This window comes from Citrobacter sedlakii, from assembly GCF_018128425.1.
In the GTDB taxonomy this organism is placed as follows: domain Bacteria; phylum Pseudomonadota; class Gammaproteobacteria; order Enterobacterales; family Enterobacteriaceae; genus Citrobacter_A; species Citrobacter_A sedlakii.
On record NZ_CP071070.1, the window covers coordinates 2,718,614 to 2,734,699 of the forward strand.

A 16,086-nucleotide genomic window follows, 5' to 3' on the forward strand; every position below is an offset into this window, starting at 1 on the left:
CCATCTTTGCTTACTTCGTTACAAATCTGCGACATAAGGCCTGAATATCAGTGCTAAAATCGCTACCCTGATCATACTCCTCGCAAAAACTATCAACCATATGAATAAATCACAGGCCGACGGTCTGCCGCTTCCGCAGCGCTACGGTGCTATTTTCACCATCGTCATCGGGATCTCAATGGCCGTGCTTGATGGCGCGATCGCTAATGTGGCGTTGCCCACCATCGCCACCGATCTCCAGGCTTCTGCCGCCAGGTCTATCTGGGTGGTTAACGCTTACCAAATCGCGATTGTCGTTTCGTTACTGTCACTGTCTTTTCTTGGCGATATGTTTGGCTATCGCCGTATTTACAAATGCGGACTGGTGGTCTTTCTGCTGGCTTCGCTTTTCTGCGCGCTTTCCGACTCGTTACAGATGCTCACCGTGGCGCGTGTGGCGCAGGGTTTCGGTGGCGCGGCGTTAATGAGCGTCAATACGGCGCTCATCCGTCTGATCTACCCTCAGCGCCATCTGGGACGCGGAATGGGGATTAACTCGTTTATTGTCGCCGTCTCGTCTGCCGCTGGCCCCACCATTGCCGCCGCCATCCTCTCCATCTCATCATGGAAGTGGCTGTTTTTAATTAATGTCCCGCTGGGCATTATCGCCCTGCTGCTGGCAATCCGCTATCTGCCGCCCAACGCGCCGCGGGAGAATAAACCACGCTTCGATCTCCCGAGCGCGATCATGAATGCCTTGACGTTTGGTCTGTTAATCACGGCCCTCAGTGGTTTTGCACAAGGACAATCGCTGACGTTAATTACCGCGGAGCTGGTGGCGCTGATGATGGTAGGTTACTTATTTATCCGTCGACAGCTGGCCCTTCCTGTGCCGCTGTTGCCGGTCGATCTGCTGCGTATTCCGCTTTTTTCCCTGTCGATTGGCACATCCATCTGCTCTTTCTGCGCTCAAATGCTGGCAATGGTCTCCCTGCCTTTTTATCTGCAAACGGTTCTGGGACGTAGTGAAGTGGAAACCGGCTTGCTGTTGACCCCCTGGCCGCTGGCCACAATGGTGATGGCCCCGCTGGCGGGGTATCTGATCGAGCGTGTTCACGCCGGATTACTTGGCGCGATGGGCATGGTGGTGATGGCATGCGGCCTGTTCGCGCTGGTGTTGCTGCCTTCTGCGCCGTCCGACTTTAATATCATCTGGCCGATGATTTTATGCGGGGCGGGTTTTGGACTGTTCCAGTCGCCAAACAATCACACCATTATCACGTCAGCCCCGCGCGAACGCAGCGGCGGCGCGAGCGGTATGCTGGGAACAGCACGTCTGCTGGGACAAAGTACGGGCGCGGCATTGGTTGCCCTTATGCTCAACCATTTCGGTGATAACGGCACGCACGTTTCCCTGCTGGCAGCCGGTATTCTGGCGTCGGTGGCGGCCGTGGTGAGTGGGTTACGCATCACTCAACCTCGTTCGCAGGCGTAAAAAATGCGCGTCAAAAGACGCGCATTCAGATTCAACCATGATGTCCGGGAAGCGTCAGCGCCACCGGACATCATGTCTTACTTCAGGTATGCGCCACTGCGCAGCGCTTCGATACGTTTATCCAGCGGCGGGTGCGTCATAAACAGTTCGCTCAGGGACTTGCCCTTACCGTTAATGCAAAACGCCATCATGCTGGATGCTTCCTGCGGTTCATAGCTGGTTTTCAGACGCTGTAATGCGGCAATCATTTTTTCACGCCCGACCAGCTTCGCAGAGCCCGCGTCGGCATGGAATTCACGGTGACGGGAGAACCACATGGTGATAATGCTTGCCAGAATACCGAAGACCAGCTCCAGAACCATCGCCACCACGAAGTAGATCATCGGGTTGCCGTTGCTACCCTCACCCTCGTCGCGGTTGCCGCCAAGAAAACCTGCGGCGATCTGCGCCAGAATACGCGAAATAAAGATAACAAAGGTGTTCACGACCCCCTGAATCAGGGTCATTGTCACCATGTCACCATTGGCGATATGGCTAATTTCGTGCGCAATGACCGCTTCGGCTTCGTCCGGACTCATGTTTTGCAGCAGGCCAGTACTGACCGCCACCAGCGACGCGTCACGGCGCGCACCGGTCGCAAAGGCGTTAATATCCGGCGCATGGTAAATAGCCACCTGCGGCATGGCGATACCCGCCTGACGCGCCTGCGTTTCGACGGTGTTTAACAGCCAGCGTTCTCTTTCATTGCGCGGTTGCTCAATCACTTCTCCGCCCACGGAACGCAACGCCATCCATTTGGACATCAGCAGAGAGATGAAGGAACCACCAAAACCGAACAGCAGCGCCATGATCATCAGGCCCTGTACGCTGCTCGACTGAATTCCTGTCAGACTTAACACCAGACCGAACACAACCATGACGGCCAGGTTCGTTAACAGGAAGAGCGCGATTCGCATCATAATTTTCTTTTAACCTCAACTTAACAAAACGCACTATGCGATTACCCACATCGTATGGGTTGTATGGTTATTTTCAAGCATCAGCGGGCGGTAAGTCACCAGAAAGACACAACTTTACATTTTGTTGCCGTTGGCTGACGTCCTGCTGCGAGTGTTAAAAAAACAGGCACAATTTCTTGTGCCTGTGTGGGGTTATTTGGCGGGAGCGGGCTGTTCTGCGGGCTTCTCTTTTTCGAGGCGCGCCAGATCCAGCGCGATTTTCACGGTTTCATCAAGATACGGATCCGGTTCCTGGTAATCTTTCGGCAGATCGTCCAGTTTCTTCAACACCGGTTTGCCTTCACGCGTAAACCGATCGTTGATCCGCGCCAGACGCAACGCATCATCTTCATTATTCTCTTTTTCACGCTGAGCATAATTGAGAGAAACGATATTGCGTTTATCCTTCATAGCATTGAAACGGGCAATGTCCTTCATGATGTACTGGAACTCAGGATCGCTGGCGATACGGGCATTGTGCGCTTTCAGCAACGCGGGTCCGAACGGTTTGAGATCGTCTGACTTCACATAAGTTGCCGCATCAATGCTATCCCACGGCAGTGCGTTATCTTCGAATTTCTCACCGGTTTCCGTCTCTTCATTACCTGTCGGCATGATGATATCCGGCGTTACCCCTTTGCGCTGGGTACTGCCGCCGTTCACGCGGTAGAATTTCTGGATCGTATACTGCACCGAGCCCAGCGCGGGCCATTCCGGACGCAGCATTTGATCGTAAATACGGTTCAGGGAACGATATTGCTGAACGGTACCTTTGCCGAAGGTCGGTTCACCAACGATTAACGCACGACCGTAGTCCTGCATCGCCGCGGCGAAGATTTCCGACGCCGATGCGCTAAAGCGATCGACCATTACCACCAGCGGCCCTTTATAGTACACAACGCCATCGGTATCGCTGTCTTCACGGACTTTACCGTTATTGTCGCGCACCTGGACCACCGGACCTGAAGGGATAAACAGACCAGAGAGCGAAACAGCCTCGGTCAATGCCCCGCCGCCGTTGGTACGCAGATCGATAATGACGCTGCTGACGTTCTGTTTTTCCAGCTTCTGCAACTGGACTTTCACATCGTCAGTCAGACCGACGTAGAAGCCCGGAATGTCCAACACGCCGACCTTCTCTTTGCCGACGGTTTTAACGGTCATTTTAACCGCGCGATCTTCAAGACGAATACGTTCACGGGTCAGCGTCACAATGCGGGTTTTTGTCCCCTTACCGGCAGGCAAAATTTCCAGGCGAACCTTACTGCCCTTTGGACCTTTGATAAGCGCAACCACGTCATCAAGACGCCAGCCAATCACATCCACCATGCTCTTGCCGGTCTGTCCTACGCCGACAATGCGATCGCCAACGCTAATCGCTTTACTTTTCGCCGCCGGACCGCCCGCGACCATGGAGTTAATAACCGTATAGTCGTCATCCATCTGCAACACCGCGCCAATACCTTCCAGAGACAGGCTCATTTCAGTATTAAACTGCTCGGTGTTGCGCGGCGAGAGGTAGTTGGTATGGGGGTCGATTTCACGGGCGAATGCCGTCATCGCCAGGGAAAAAACGTCTTCACTGTTGGTCTGAGTCAAACGGCGAATCGCTGATTTATAGCGTCGTGTCAGCGTTTCGCGAATTTCTTTGTCGGTTTTGCCGGTCAGCTTGAGGCTAAGCTCATCAAATTTCACTTTGCTGTCCCACAGCACATTCAGCTCAGCCTCATTTTTCGGCCAGGGCGCTTTGCTGCGGTCCAGGTTGAAATTATCGTTGCCGGTAAAATCCATCGGACGTTCCAGCACCGTTAACGCGTACTGATACCGTTCGAAGCGGCGCTTTTGCGCCAGATTGTAGAGGTCGTAGAAAACGTCAAGCTTTCCCGAACGTAGCTCGTCACCTATTTGGCCTTTCTTCTTCGCGTACTGTTCTACGTCGCCAGCCAGCAATACGTTATGGCTATAGTCGAGAAGATTTAAATAACGGTCGAAAATTTTGGCGGAAAAAGCCTCGTCAAGATCGAACTGACGATAATGCGAACGCGTGAAGCGCGACGTAACGCGCTCACTGACGGTCGCATGTTGCGTTTCTTCCTTAAGGACGGGAATTTGATCGGCACGCGTAATGTCGTCTACAGCGAAGGTCTGGCCTGCTAGTGCAAGCAGGCCAGCTAACGCGGTAAGCCTAAAAAATCTGTTCATGCCAGGCCTGGCCTCCGTTTCAGAACACCAGGTGTTCTGCGCGTACAATCAAAGACATACCCGAATTCAGCTGTACACGGACACCATCTTTGGTGATTTCTAATACCGTGGCATCCATCGCATCGTTACCCGCTTTCACCTTCAGAGACTGGCCTACGCTCAGGACGGAAATATCCGAAACCGGAGTCAGCTTCTCTTCACGAGGGGCGCGCGGCGCTTTTGCAGCCGGTTTTTCTCCACGCGGTTTACGTTCGGTCGCGTCTTTACGGCGCGGCGCTGGACGCGGCTTGCGCTCGCGGCGTGGCGCGTCGGAGGTTTCCCCTGCGGCAGCGGCAGCTTCGCGTTTTTTCGCTTGCTGTTCCGCACGCTGCGCCTGAACGCGTGCTTTCGCTTCTTCAAGCTGCTTACGCGCGTGTTCAACATGCTGCTCATCCAGCTCACCGCACGGGTTGCCGTCGAGATCAACACGCGTCGCACCCGGCTTCACGCCGTACAGGTAACGCCAGCTGGAAGTATAAAGACGTAAAGCGGAACGAAGTTGCGTTTTGCTGAGGTTCATTTCACCCTCAATACGCTCCACCAGATCCTGAAAAATACCAATTTTCAGCGGGCGCGCTTCGCCTTCCGCACTAAAGCACTGCGGAAAACGCTCGGCCAAAAACGCGATAACTTCTTTACTGCTATTCAACTTAGGTTGATTTTCCATGAAATTTCCTGATTACAACGGACGTAGCCAACAAGCCGCAGGCATGAACAGGCGTCATTATAATGACGCCATCAGTAATTGCTACGTTATCCGTTGATTATCCTGCGACGCTCGCAAAGAATTTTTTGTAATCCGACGTTGCAAGCACGGTCTGGAGCTGTTCTACCAGCTCACGAAGTCCGGCTTCGTCCTCTTCAGTGAAACGCCCGAACACCGTACTGTCGATATCCAGCACGCCGATTTGCTGCGCGTTTACCGTAACCGGCAGCACGATTTCCGCATTGCTCGCGGCATCGCAGGCTATGTGTCCATCAAACGCGTGAACGTCTTCAATACGCTGAACCTGATTTTGCGCGATGGCGGTACCGCATACGCCGCGCCCCACCGGGATCCGCACGCAGGCGATTTTGCCCTGAAACGGGCCCAGCACCAACGTGTCGTTTTCCAGCAGGTAAAAACCCGCCCAGTTCACGTCCGCCAGACGTTCGTACAGCAGCGCGCTGGTATTCGCCAGCGTTGCCAAAAAACTGGTCTCCCCTGCCATCAATGCCTGAAAATCGCGGTTCAGATCCGCATACAGCTCGGTCTTGTTCATTATTTAATCACTTGGTTGTCTTACGCTTACTGCCGGACTATTAAAATAAGCATTAAATGCGTTATTGCTCAAGATCATTCCCGTCATGAGTTAATATTACATTAATCTAACACTTTGAATCGCGATACATGGCTCTCAAGACTCAACACATTACGCCAACCAAAAAAATAGCGATCTGGTCCATCAGCGAAGCTCTTCCCCGTGCACACTATCAGCGCTGCCCTCAGTGCGACCTGCTGTTTAGTCTGCCGAAAATGCGTTCTCACCAGAGCGCCTATTGCCCCCGCTGCCAGGCGAAAATACGCGACGGTCGCGACTGGTCGTTAACCCGTCTCGCGGCGATGGCGGTTACCATGATGCTGCTGATGCCCTTTGCCTGGGGCGAGCCGCTGCTGCACATCTATCTGCTCGGCATCCGCATTGACGCCAACGTTATGCAGGGGATCTGGCAGATGACCAAACAGGGCGATCCTATCACCGCCGCGATGGTGTTCTTTTGCGTCGCCGGCGCGCCGCTGATCCTTGTCACCGCAATAGCCTATCTGTGGTTTGGCAATATCCTCGGCATGAATCTGCGCCCAGTCCTGCTGATGCTGGAAAGACTGAAAGAGTGGGTGATGCTGGACATTTACCTGGTCGGCATTGGCGTTGCGTCAATTAAGGTTCAGGATTACGCCTTCTTACAGCCGGGCGTCGGCCTTTTCGCTTTCGTGGCGTTAGTCATCCTGAGCATCCTGACGCTCTCGCACCTCAACGTCGAGCAGCTGTGGGAGCGTTTTTATCCGCAGCGGCCAGCAAATCGACCGGACGAAAAGCTCCGCGTCTGCCTCGGCTGCCATTTTACCGGCTATCCGGATCGCCGGGGACGCTGCCCGCGCTGTCACATTCCGCTGCGCGAACGTCGAAACCAGAGCATACAAAAATGTTGGGCGGCGCTGCTGGCGTCAATTGTCTTTCTGCTGCCCGCGAACCTGTTGCCTATCTCGGTGATCTACGTCAACGGCGGGCGTCAGGAAGACACCATCATGTCCGGTATTATGTCGCTCGCCAGCAGCAATATCGCCGTTGCCGCCGTGGTCTTTATCGCCAGTATTCTGGTGCCCTTTACCAAAGTGATCGTCATGTTTACCCTGCTGCTCAGCATTCATTTCAAATGTGAGCAGGGGCTGCGGACGCGCATCCAATTGCTGCGGATGGTGACCTGGATCGGCCGTTGGTCGATGCTGGATCTGTTTGTCATTTCGTTAACCATGTCGCTCATTAACCGCGACCAGATTCTTGCTTTTACTATGGGACCGGCTGCGTTTTATTTCGGCGCAGCGGTAATTTTGACTATTCTTGCTGTTGAATGGCTGGACAGCCGCTTACTTTGGGATGCACATGAGTCAGGAAACGCCCGCTTCGCAGACTGAAGCGCAAATTAAAACAAAACGCCGTATCTCGCCTTTCTGGCTATTGCCGCTCATTGCTTTAATGATTGCGGGCTGGCTGATATGGAACAGCTACGAGGATCGTGGAAACACCGTCACCATCGACTTTCAGTCGGCGGACGGTATTGTGCCGGGGCGAACGCCCGTCCGTTATCAGGGCGTCGAAGTCGGTACTGTCCAGGATATCAGCCTGAGTAAAGACCTGCGCAAAATTGAAGTGCGGGTCAGCATTAAATCAGACATGAAGGATGCCCTGCGCGAAGAAACCCAGTTCTGGCTGGTCACGCCTAAAGCCTCGCTTGCTGGCGTCTCCGGGCTTGACGCGCTGGTCGGCGGCAACTATATCGGCATGATGCCCGGCAAAGGCGCCGAGAAGGATCACTTTGTCGCTCTCGACACCCAGCCGAAATATCGTCTTGATAATGGCGATTTAATGATTCATCTGCATGCCCCGGATCTCGGTTCGCTGAACAGCGGCTCACTGGTCTATTTCCGTAAGATCCCGGTCGGCAAAGTGTATGACTACAGCATCAATCCTAATAAACAGGGCGTCACTATCGACGTGCTGATCGAACGCCGATTCACCAACCTGGTGAAAAAAGGCAGTCGCTTCTGGAACGTGTCGGGCATCGACGCAGACGTCAGCCTGAGCGGGGCGAAAGTGAAGCTCGAAAGCCTGGCCGCACTGGTTAACGGCGCTATCGCCTTTGACTCGCCGGAGTCGTCAAAACCGGCGGAGCAAGAAGATTCCTTCGGGCTGTATGAAGATCTGGCCCACAGCCAGCGTGGCGTTATTGTGAAGCTGCAATTGCCGAGCGGCGAAGGGCTGAAGGCGGACTCCACCCCGCTGATGTATCAGGGGCTTGAGGTTGGCGAACTCACCAAACTGGTATTACAACCGGGTGGTAAAGTCACCGGCGAAATGACCGTCGATCCCAGCGTGGTCACGTTATTGCGTGAGAATACCCGCATTGAACTGCGCAGTCCTAAACTCTCGCTTAGCGACGCCAATATTAGCTCGCTGCTGACGGGCAAAACCTTTGAGCTGGTACCCGGCGACGGCGAACCGCGTAGCGAGTTTGTGGTCGTTCCCGGCGAAGAAGCGCTTTTGCACGAGCCTGACGTTCTGACCCTGACTCTCACCGCGCCGGAAAGCTACGGCATTGACGCGGGGCAGCCGCTGATCCTGCATGGCGTTCAGGTCGGCCAGGTTATCGACCGCAAACTGACCCCCAAAGGCGTGACTTTTACCGTCGCCATCGATCCGCAACATCGCGATCTGGTGAAAGGCGACAGCAAATTTGTCGTCAATAGTCGGGTCGACGTCAAAGTCGGACTTGACGGCGTGGAGTTTCTCGGCGCCAGCGCCAGCGAATGGATCAATGGCGGTATTCGCATTCTGCCCGGTAATAAAGGCGAAATGAAATCCAGCTATCCGCTGTATGCCAATCTGGAAAAAGCGGTGGAAAATAGCCTCAGCGATCTGCCTACGACCACCCTGACGCTCAGCGCGGAAACGCTGCCTGACGTGCAGGCGGGTTCGGTCGTGCTGTATCGCAAATTTGAGGTGGGTGAAGTGATCACGGTGCGTCCGCGCGCCAACGCGTTTGATATCGACCTGCATATCAAACCGGAATACCGTAACCTGCTGACCAGCAACAGCGTGTTCTGGGCGGAAGGCGGCGCGAAAGTACAGCTCAACGGCAGCGGGTTGACCGTTCAGGCCTCTCCCCTGTCGCGGGCGCTGAAAGGCGCGATCAGCTTCGATAACCTGAGCGGCGCGAGCGCCAGCCAGCGTAAAGGCGACAAACGCATTCTGTACGCCTCGGAAACCGCCGCCCGCGCCGTTGGCGGCCAGATTACGCTTCACGCTTTTGATGCCGGGAAGCTGGCTGCCGGCATGCCGATCCGCTACCTCGGGATTGATATCGGGCAAATCCAGACCCTGGAACTGATCACCGCTCGCAACGAAGTTCAGGCAAAAGCGGTGTTATACCCGGAATACGTGCAGACCTTTGCCCGCGCGGGCACCCGCTTCTCGGTGATCACCCCGCAAATCTCGGCGGCAGGTGTGGAGCATCTGGACACCATCCTGCAACCTTATATCAACGTGGAGCCGGGGCGCGGGAATCCTCGTCGCAACTTTGAACTTCAGGAAGCCACCATCACCGACTCTCGCTATCTCGACGGTTTAAGTATTGTGGTGGAAGCGCCGGAGGCCGGTTCGCTGGCTATCGGTACGCCGGTCCTGTTCCGCGGGATTGAGGTCGGAACGGTGACCGGCATGACGCTGGGTTCGCTGTCGGACCGCGTGATGATTGCCCTGCGCATCAGCCAACGTTATCAACATCTGGTGCGCAATAATTCGGTCTTCTGGCTGGCCTCCGGCTACAGTCTGGACTTCGGCCTGACGGGCGGCGTCGTGAAAACCGGCACCTTTAATCAGTTCATTCGCGGCGGCATTGCCTTTGCTACCCCGCCAGGCATACCGCTGGCGCCGAAAGCGCAGGCAGGCAAACACTTCCTGTTGCAGGAAAGCGAACCGAAAGAGTGGCGCGAATGGGGAACGGCTCTGCCGCGCTAATACCATTGCTCCGGCGTGCTCGCGCCGGAGCCTTTATGCTACACTGCGCGCCTGTTTTACTGCCGCTGGTGCCGCTCCGTGACTCAACACGCTGTTTATTTTCCTGAAGCTTTTCTCACGCAAATGCGCGAGGCGATGCCCGCCTCCCTCTCTTTCGACGATTTTCTCGCCGCCTGCCAGCGTCCGCTGCGTCGCAGCATTCGCGTCAACACCCTGAAAATCACGGTCGCCGACTTCCTTACCCTGACCGCGCCTTACGGCTGGTCGCTTACGCCGGTGCCGTGGTGCGAGGAAGGATTCTGGATCGCACGGGATGATGAAGACTCACTGCCGCTGGGCAGTACCGCAGAGCATCTGAGCGGGCTGTTTTACATTCAGGAAGCCAGTTCGATGCTGCCGGTCGCCGCGCTGTTTGCCGACGGGAATATGCCGGAACGCGTTATGGACGTTGCCGCCGCGCCAGGTTCAAAGACGACACAAATCGCTGCGCGGATGGGGAACCGGGGAGCGATTCTGGCGAACGAATACGCCGCCAGCCGGGTAAAAGTGCTTCACGCTAACATCAGCCGCTGCGGGATCGGTAACGTGGCGCTCACCCACTTTGATGGCCGCGTCTTCGGCGCGGCGTTGCCGGAAATGTTCGACGCCATTCTGCTTGATGCGCCCTGCTCAGGCGAAGGCGTCGTGCGTAAAGATCCCGATGCGCTGAAAAACTGGTCCGTTGAGAGCAATCATGCGATCGCCGCAACACAACGAGAACTGATCGACAGCGCGTTCCATGCGCTGCGCCCTGGCGGCACGCTGGTCTATTCAACCTGTACGCTGAACCGTGAAGAAAATGAAGCCGTCGTACACTGGCTGAAAGGACAGTATGGCGATGCCGTCGAATTTCTGCCGCTCGCCGACCTCTTTCCACAAGCAAAACAAGCGCTCACGGCAGAGGGTTTCCTGCATGTTTTCCCGCAGATTTATGATTGCGAAGGCTTCTTTGTGGCGCGTCTGCGCAAAACGGCGTCGATTCCGCCATTGCCGGCCCCAACATACAAGGTAGGCAATTTTCCTTTTGCACCCGTAAAAGACCGCGACGCGACAAAGATTGTCCAGGCCGCGAACGCCCTCGGTCTGAAATGGGACAACGGCATGCGTCTGTGGCAACGCGATAAAGAGCTATGGCTTTTCCCGGCGGAGATCGAACCCGTGATCGGAAAAGTCCGTTTCTCACGTCTGGGCATTAAGCTCGCTGAGACCCATAACAAGGGTTTCCGCTGGCAGCACGAAGCGGTGATTGCGCTTGCCGATGTCACCCATCGTACGGCCTTTGAACTTACCCCAGAGGAAGCCGAAGCGTGGTATCGCGGGCGTGATGTCTACCCACAGCACACGCCTGATACGGATGACGTTCTGGTCACTTTTCAGCATCAGCCGATTGGTCTGGCGAAACGCATCGGTTCGCGTTTGAAAAACAGCTATCCGCGCGAGCTGGTTCGCGACGGCAAATTGTTTACCGGTAACGCGCAAAAGAACTAATTTTGCGCATTTTTTGACTGGCGCTTTTGCCTGCGTTGACTACGCTGAAAAATGGGCGGCTAAACTGGTCGTACCACAAACAGTGAATCAACGGAGAGCACGATGATGAAAACCAGTGTGCGCATTGGCGCCTTTGAAATCGACGATGCCGAATTACACGGCGAGTCGCCGGGAGACCGAACGTTAACCATTCCGTGTAAATCCGACCCGGATTTATGTATGCAACTGGATGCCTGGGACGACGAAACCAGCATCCCTGCCATCCTCAACGGGGAACATTCGGTGCTGTTCCGCAACCATTACGATCAACAGTCTGATGCCTGGATCATGCGCCTTGCCTGATTCAAAAAGAACCCGTCGGCCTGGCGGGTTATTTACTTCCCCTTTCCCGCTTCCGTAAATTCCTCCTACACTATTGATACGGCTGTACAAATAGAGGATGGAATGTTCGCACTGGTTCTGTTTGTGTGTTATCTGGATGGCGGTTGTGACGATATCGTGGTGGATGTATACGATACTGAGCAACAATGCCTGTATTCGATGGACGATCAGCGGATTCGCCACGGCGGTTGCTTTCCGGTCGAAGATTTTATTGATGGATTCTGGATGCCCGCGCAGCAGTACAGCGACTTTTAGCCATGACAGCACTCGCCTGGCGGGAAGAAAGCTACGCAGCCGCCAGGGGCTGCGTATTAATGAACGATTGTTTACTCGTAGAAGATGGTAAATTCCACAGCTGCATTTGCCGTGCCGGCTTTTACTGGAAGCACAGTGCCGCCGGTAGCTTCGCGAAGGCGGGAATAGCGCGCACGCAGCGGAATTGTATAACTTGTCGCGTTACTGCCCAGGTAGTTCTGATTCAAAAAAGCCTTACCTCGCCAATCGTAATTGCTGGATGCTAACGCGCTTTTATCATTTGGCAGTATCGGATCCTCGATCTCAATACAGAGCCCCTCTGAACCATTCGGCTCAGGGTCGGTTTTAACACAGGTTTGACCAAGGTAGGTAGACCCCACTTCGTTAATCGGATCGAGCCGATAGGCGATGACGCTGGGATACCAGGGGTCCTCAACAAAGGTATTGCTGCTGCCTTCACCGGCCCAACTGCTGCTGGGACTCAAATAACTAAAAGCACTCTCATAGCGTCCGGCCATCACCGGGCAATTGATCAATTGAATGTTGAAATCTTTCCACGGCGAATACCAGTTAGATCGGTTCATCGCATCAGTTATCTCATACTCCCCTAACTGCACATGCACATCCGGTGTCTGACAACTGCCAGCAACGACATTAAGGTTACCGCTAATACGAATACGTTGACCCTTTACCTGAAAGTCCGCCGCCATATTTTGGCCGGGAAAAGCGTAAGTAATAATAGGGGGAATAGTGACAGGCAGCGTCCATGTCCCTGCAGGAATATCCCCCGTTTTGACCAGCACAAACATGATATAACCGGAACCTGGCGCGACAGAGTTGGCGAAGGGCATGTCTAACGAGTTCGGCGACGAGATTTTTTCGACAGGAAGAGAACGGTTGACGGTATTGTCGCGCCAGACCAGTGAAAAACCGACACCAGGTGTTCCCGTTTCATAAATGTCAAACCCCTGATACTGACCGACGGTCGCCGGTCCGCCATTTTCAAATTCCAGTCTACCGTTTACGTAAAAAGTTTCATTGCTACCCGTACTTGATGTGCAATCACTGTATCCTAAGCCCACAGCGCCCGTGTTTATTATCCGCTGCGAAAATAACTCAGAGCCAAAAGGGAGATCGCGAAGGGCACTTACCGTGACGCGATCGGAAAGAATAGGAACGTTGAGTTCGACGTAATCCTGAGGAATGATTTCACTGTCGACATTATTTATTCTTGTCCCTGAACAGGTCACCAGGGCGTTTGCCGGATGGCTATACAGCATGGCGCAGCACAGAAAACCAGTGGCGCCAACATAGCGCCAAAAGGCGGGTTTGATTTGCATGACGTTTTTCCTTAAATCACATGGCCGGTTCGCGGGGTCACTGCGACACACAGCGACCATTGATGGTCAGCATGCCGCGGCTGTCCGTTTTATCGCGAGACGGTAATTGGTAGTTGAGCAGGCACTGTTGATGCGCCGACTCTCCCCAGCGCACGTTCAGTTGACCACTCTGCTCTGCCAGGCGAGCAAAAATACGTCTTCCCTGACCCACAACGCCGACAGAATTTTGACTGCTGTCATAGACGTCCGCGCCGAACGGTACTTTGCTGTTTTCGTCCAGGACAATCAGCACCGGTGTTCCCACTGTGGTGCCATACTGAAGCTTAACGACCGCACCGCTGTAGGGCGCCACTTTCTGGCTGGTCAGGTTTAACTCAATGTCGTCGGGTAAGCCTTTCGGATCGAGGCTGACTTCGTTCATTTGCCAGGCGTTCAGATAAGGCACGACGGCATAGCCAAAACGATCGATGCTGACTCCCGGATAGCTGCTGACAGCCGCCCCTTTCGCCCCCTTCGCTTCGACCAGCGCCACGGTATCGGCGGTGTATGGCGACAGGGTTAGACCGCCGCTGTGCAGGACAGCCGTACCGTTCACGCCCAGTGAATAGTTGTGGTAGTTTTTGCCTGCCCCTGCTGCGGTCTGTAGCGTGGTGTACGGGGTGCGCAACGAACTGTTAAAGGCCGCGCTGCGGGTTCCGCCTTTATTGGCGTTGGCGGCGCTGACGCTGTAGCTGAAGGCATTGTTGTCCAGCGCCGTCCCGCTTACCCCAATCTGTTCGCGCATGCGCCCATCGTTGTCGCGGTTGAGGTTGACGGACATCTGGCTAAACGGACTCTCGCTTGAGAAAGGAATACTCAGGCTAAGCATATAACGGGTCTCATAGTCACCCTCGCCATTGCGGTTACGGCTGGCGCTCAGGCTATAGTTAACCCGGCCGATGTGATTGTTATAGCCAAGCTGATACTGGCGATCCTGCCCATGCTGTTTCCAGTAATTCTGTTGGTAAATACTGGCATAAAAATTCCCCCAACCATCAGGAAGTCGCTGGTTAGCCGTGATCCCCAGACGGCTCTTGGGACGATAAACCTCGAGCCGGCTATCATAATGATTCAGCGCCTCTCGCAGTTGCATCGCCGTCATAAAGTCCATGTAGCCTTCGGTAGAAAACCGGTAGGCCGCCACGCTGATATTGCTGCCGGTTTGTACAATAGAATGGCTGTATTTCAGCTGATAGCTTTCCCCGGACATCGTTTTGCCAAAGCGGTCATACTCCTTCGGTAATGTGCTCCTGGCATGGGTCACAACGAATGAAAAGGCGCCAACATGGGTCCCCATGGCCAACCCCACTTGCCCAGCTTTGTAGTCCTCGTTACCCTGAATACCGGTATACGCGGTGAATCGATTGGACAGCCCCCGACGCCAGGTGAACTCGGCGAGAAAAGGTTCATCCTCGACCCAGCCTTTACGCAACGTACCGAGGGTAGCGCTGTAGTGCGTGATGCCAGGGCGCAAGAGATTACTGGTGGAGGCAAACGGCACGAGCTGACGCTGTACTGAACCGTCGGCTTCTTCCACAATGACTTCAAGTTCACCACCGTAACCCGTGGAAAAGAGATCGTTAATTTCGAACGCGCCAGGCGCAACCGTCGTCTCGTACAACAAACGGTTCTGCTGCATCACTTTTACCCTGGCGTTGGTTCTGGCGATACCGGTAATTAACGGCGCATAGCCACGCTGGGAATTAGGCAGCATCTGCTCCGCGTTCGCGAGTTGAATACCGCGAAACGCCAGGGTATCAAACTGTTCGCCCGTGGTGTGGGCATCGCCCAGCGTTAATTTACTGCTTATCTCTGGAATATGACGCTGCACGTAAGTATCCAGGGCCTGGTAATGACGGCCAAAGTCTTCCTGCCAGCTCAGACTGCCGTTATGGCGAAAATGCCAGCCTAACAGGTTAAAACCGCTGTTAATCCCGGCATAAATCGCATCGCTTTCGTTATGCGAGGTTACGTTGCGGTAAAAGTTCGCATTGTAGTTCAGAATACCTGCGGTGATCCCCTGATCCCATAATGCCGGGTTAACGTAACCACGCGGGCGCTTAATTAAGTAGATATCGGCAATCGCGAGACTAAGCGTTTGTTCACCGGTATCCAGCTCGAACGATGCTTCTGGCAGGATCTGATTTATCGGTAAACAGTCATTATCCTCCGCGCGGTTGAGGAGCGTGAGCGATTCCCTTGAGAGTTTCTCGGTATTAAATTCAAGATTGATAAATGTTTTTTTCGACAGACATATGTCACCGTCGACATTCTGACCTGATCCATTTGATACCTGCAGGTCATACTGCCCCATGGCAACGTCGTTGATAATCACTTCAACGTTATATTTCCCGGGGATCGGGATACCTTTCTGAAAACGAGCGATATCAATACGGTTTTTGCTATCAGGACTAATAAAATTGGTATTGAATTCAACGAAAGAAGTATCAGCCGCACAGGCAACAGAAAAACAGGCCGTAGCAATGGCAATCGCCAGAGGACAAAGCGTCATTGTGCCGGTGATGGTTAAATTAAGGTTCCGTTCCATGATATCT

At 54.3% G+C, this 16,086-nt stretch carries 12 protein-coding genes; 6 read left to right on the top strand and 6 right to left on the bottom strand.

Annotated elements, in window-relative coordinates; genetic code table 11:
• Positions 1-100 precede the first annotated feature (100 nt).
• Positions 101-1,474: an MFS transporter gene (locus tag JY391_RS13050; protein WP_211934424.1), complete on the top strand. Its 1,374-nt coding sequence runs from the start codon at positions 101-103 to the stop codon at positions 1,472-1,474.
• Positions 1,475-1,551: 77 nt separating this feature from the next.
• On the opposite strand, the gene htpX is transcribed toward JY391_RS13050, so the two are convergent.
• The 4 genes from htpX to msrC all read right to left on the bottom strand — a co-directional run bounded on the left by htpX (position 1,552) and on the right by msrC (position 5,975).
• Positions 1,552-2,433, bottom strand: a complete 882-nt coding sequence (gene htpX / locus JY391_RS13055; RefSeq protein WP_042287815.1) for a protease HtpX — start codon at positions 2,431-2,433, stop codon at positions 1,552-1,554.
• A gap of 192 nt (positions 2,434-2,625) precedes the next feature.
• Positions 2,626-4,674 (bottom strand): carboxy terminal-processing peptidase, encoded by a 2,049-nt coding sequence (gene prc, locus JY391_RS13060; protein WP_211934425.1) that lies wholly within the window; start codon positions 4,672-4,674, stop codon positions 2,626-2,628.
• 19 nt (positions 4,675-4,693) lie between these two features.
• On the bottom strand, positions 4,694-5,380 hold the full coding sequence (proQ, locus tag JY391_RS13065; RefSeq protein WP_060569596.1) for an RNA chaperone ProQ: 687 nt from the start codon (positions 5,378-5,380) through the stop codon (positions 4,694-4,696).
• 97 nt (positions 5,381-5,477) lie between these two features.
• Complete coding sequence (gene msrC / locus JY391_RS13070) at positions 5,478-5,975, bottom strand: free L-methionine (R)-S-oxide reductase MsrC (RefSeq protein ID WP_042287822.1); 498 nt, start codon at positions 5,973-5,975, stop codon at positions 5,478-5,480.
• Positions 5,976-6,103: 128 nt separating this feature from the next.
• On the opposite strand from msrC, the gene yebS reads away from it, so the two are divergent.
• The 5 genes from yebS (at position 6,104) to JY391_RS13095 (ending at position 12,152) form a co-directional block, all read left to right on the top strand.
• A complete protein-coding gene (gene yebS / locus JY391_RS13075) occupies positions 6,104-7,387 on the top strand; it encodes a membrane integrity lipid transport subunit YebS (protein ID WP_211934426.1) in 1,284 nt (427 codons plus the stop codon).
• Positions 7,356-9,989 carry a PqiB family protein gene (locus tag JY391_RS13080; protein WP_181821478.1) on the top strand — a complete coding sequence of 878 codons (2,634 nt, stop codon included), beginning with the start codon at positions 7,356-7,358 and terminating at the stop codon, positions 9,987-9,989. Before yebS ends, JY391_RS13080 begins: the two co-directional genes overlap by 32 nt.
• A 78-nt stretch (positions 9,990-10,067) precedes the next feature.
• Positions 10,068-11,516, top strand: a complete 1,449-nt coding sequence (rsmF, locus tag JY391_RS13085) for a 16S rRNA (cytosine(1407)-C(5))-methyltransferase RsmF (protein ID WP_072014989.1) — start codon at positions 10,068-10,070, stop codon at positions 11,514-11,516.
• A gap of 105 nt (positions 11,517-11,621) precedes the next feature.
• Entirely contained in the window at positions 11,622-11,858 is a 237-nt protein-coding gene (locus tag JY391_RS13090; RefSeq protein ID WP_167333858.1) for a YebV family protein, read from the top strand.
• Between the two features lie 102 nt (positions 11,859-11,960).
• Positions 11,961-12,152: a YdfD/YebW family protein gene (locus JY391_RS13095; RefSeq protein ID WP_042287832.1), complete on the top strand. Its 192-nt coding sequence runs from the start codon at positions 11,961-11,963 to the stop codon at positions 12,150-12,152.
• Positions 12,153-12,223: 71 nt separating this feature from the next.
• On the opposite strand, the gene JY391_RS13100 is transcribed toward JY391_RS13095, so the two are convergent.
• Both JY391_RS13100 and JY391_RS13105 read right to left on the bottom strand, forming a co-directional pair.
• Positions 12,224-13,492 carry a fimbrial protein gene (locus JY391_RS13100; RefSeq protein WP_211934427.1) on the bottom strand — a complete coding sequence of 423 codons (1,269 nt, stop codon included), beginning with the start codon at positions 13,490-13,492 and terminating at the stop codon, positions 12,224-12,226.
• A gap of 37 nt (positions 13,493-13,529) precedes the next feature.
• Positions 13,530-16,079, bottom strand: a complete 2,550-nt coding sequence (locus JY391_RS13105) for a fimbria/pilus outer membrane usher protein (protein WP_211934428.1) — start codon at positions 16,077-16,079, stop codon at positions 13,530-13,532.
• Positions 16,080-16,086 lie beyond the last annotated feature (7 nt).

What these genes read in the sequence shown, in the direction of transcription:
- prc (WP_211934425.1), bottom strand. Translation starts at nt 4,674, where the DNA reads ATGAACAGATTTTTTAGGCTTACCGCGTTAGCTGGCCTGCTTGCACTA.
- JY391_RS13095 (WP_042287832.1), top strand. Translation starts at nt 11,961, where the DNA reads ATGTTCGCACTGGTTCTGTTTGTGTGTTATCTGGATGGCGGTTGTGAC.
- JY391_RS13100 (WP_211934427.1), bottom strand. Translation starts at nt 13,492, where the DNA reads ATGCAAATCAAACCCGCCTTTTGGCGCTATGTTGGCGCCACTGGTTTT.
- JY391_RS13080 (WP_181821478.1), top strand. Translation starts at nt 7,356, where the DNA reads ATGAGTCAGGAAACGCCCGCTTCGCAGACTGAAGCGCAAATTAAAACA.
- JY391_RS13105 (WP_211934428.1), bottom strand. Translation starts at nt 16,079, where the DNA reads ATGGAACGGAACCTTAATTTAACCATCACCGGCACAATGACGCTTTGT.
- yebS (WP_211934426.1), top strand. Translation starts at nt 6,104, where the DNA reads ATGGCTCTCAAGACTCAACACATTACGCCAACCAAAAAAATAGCGATC.
- JY391_RS13090 (WP_167333858.1), top strand. Translation starts at nt 11,622, where the DNA reads ATGAAAACCAGTGTGCGCATTGGCGCCTTTGAAATCGACGATGCCGAA.
- msrC (WP_042287822.1), bottom strand. Translation starts at nt 5,975, where the DNA reads ATGAACAAGACCGAGCTGTATGCGGATCTGAACCGCGATTTTCAGGCA.
- proQ (WP_060569596.1), bottom strand. Translation starts at nt 5,380, where the DNA reads ATGGAAAATCAACCTAAGTTGAATAGCAGTAAAGAAGTTATCGCGTTT.
- htpX (WP_042287815.1), bottom strand. Translation starts at nt 2,433, where the DNA reads ATGATGCGAATCGCGCTCTTCCTGTTAACGAACCTGGCCGTCATGGTT.
- JY391_RS13050 (WP_211934424.1), top strand. Translation starts at nt 101, where the DNA reads ATGAATAAATCACAGGCCGACGGTCTGCCGCTTCCGCAGCGCTACGGT.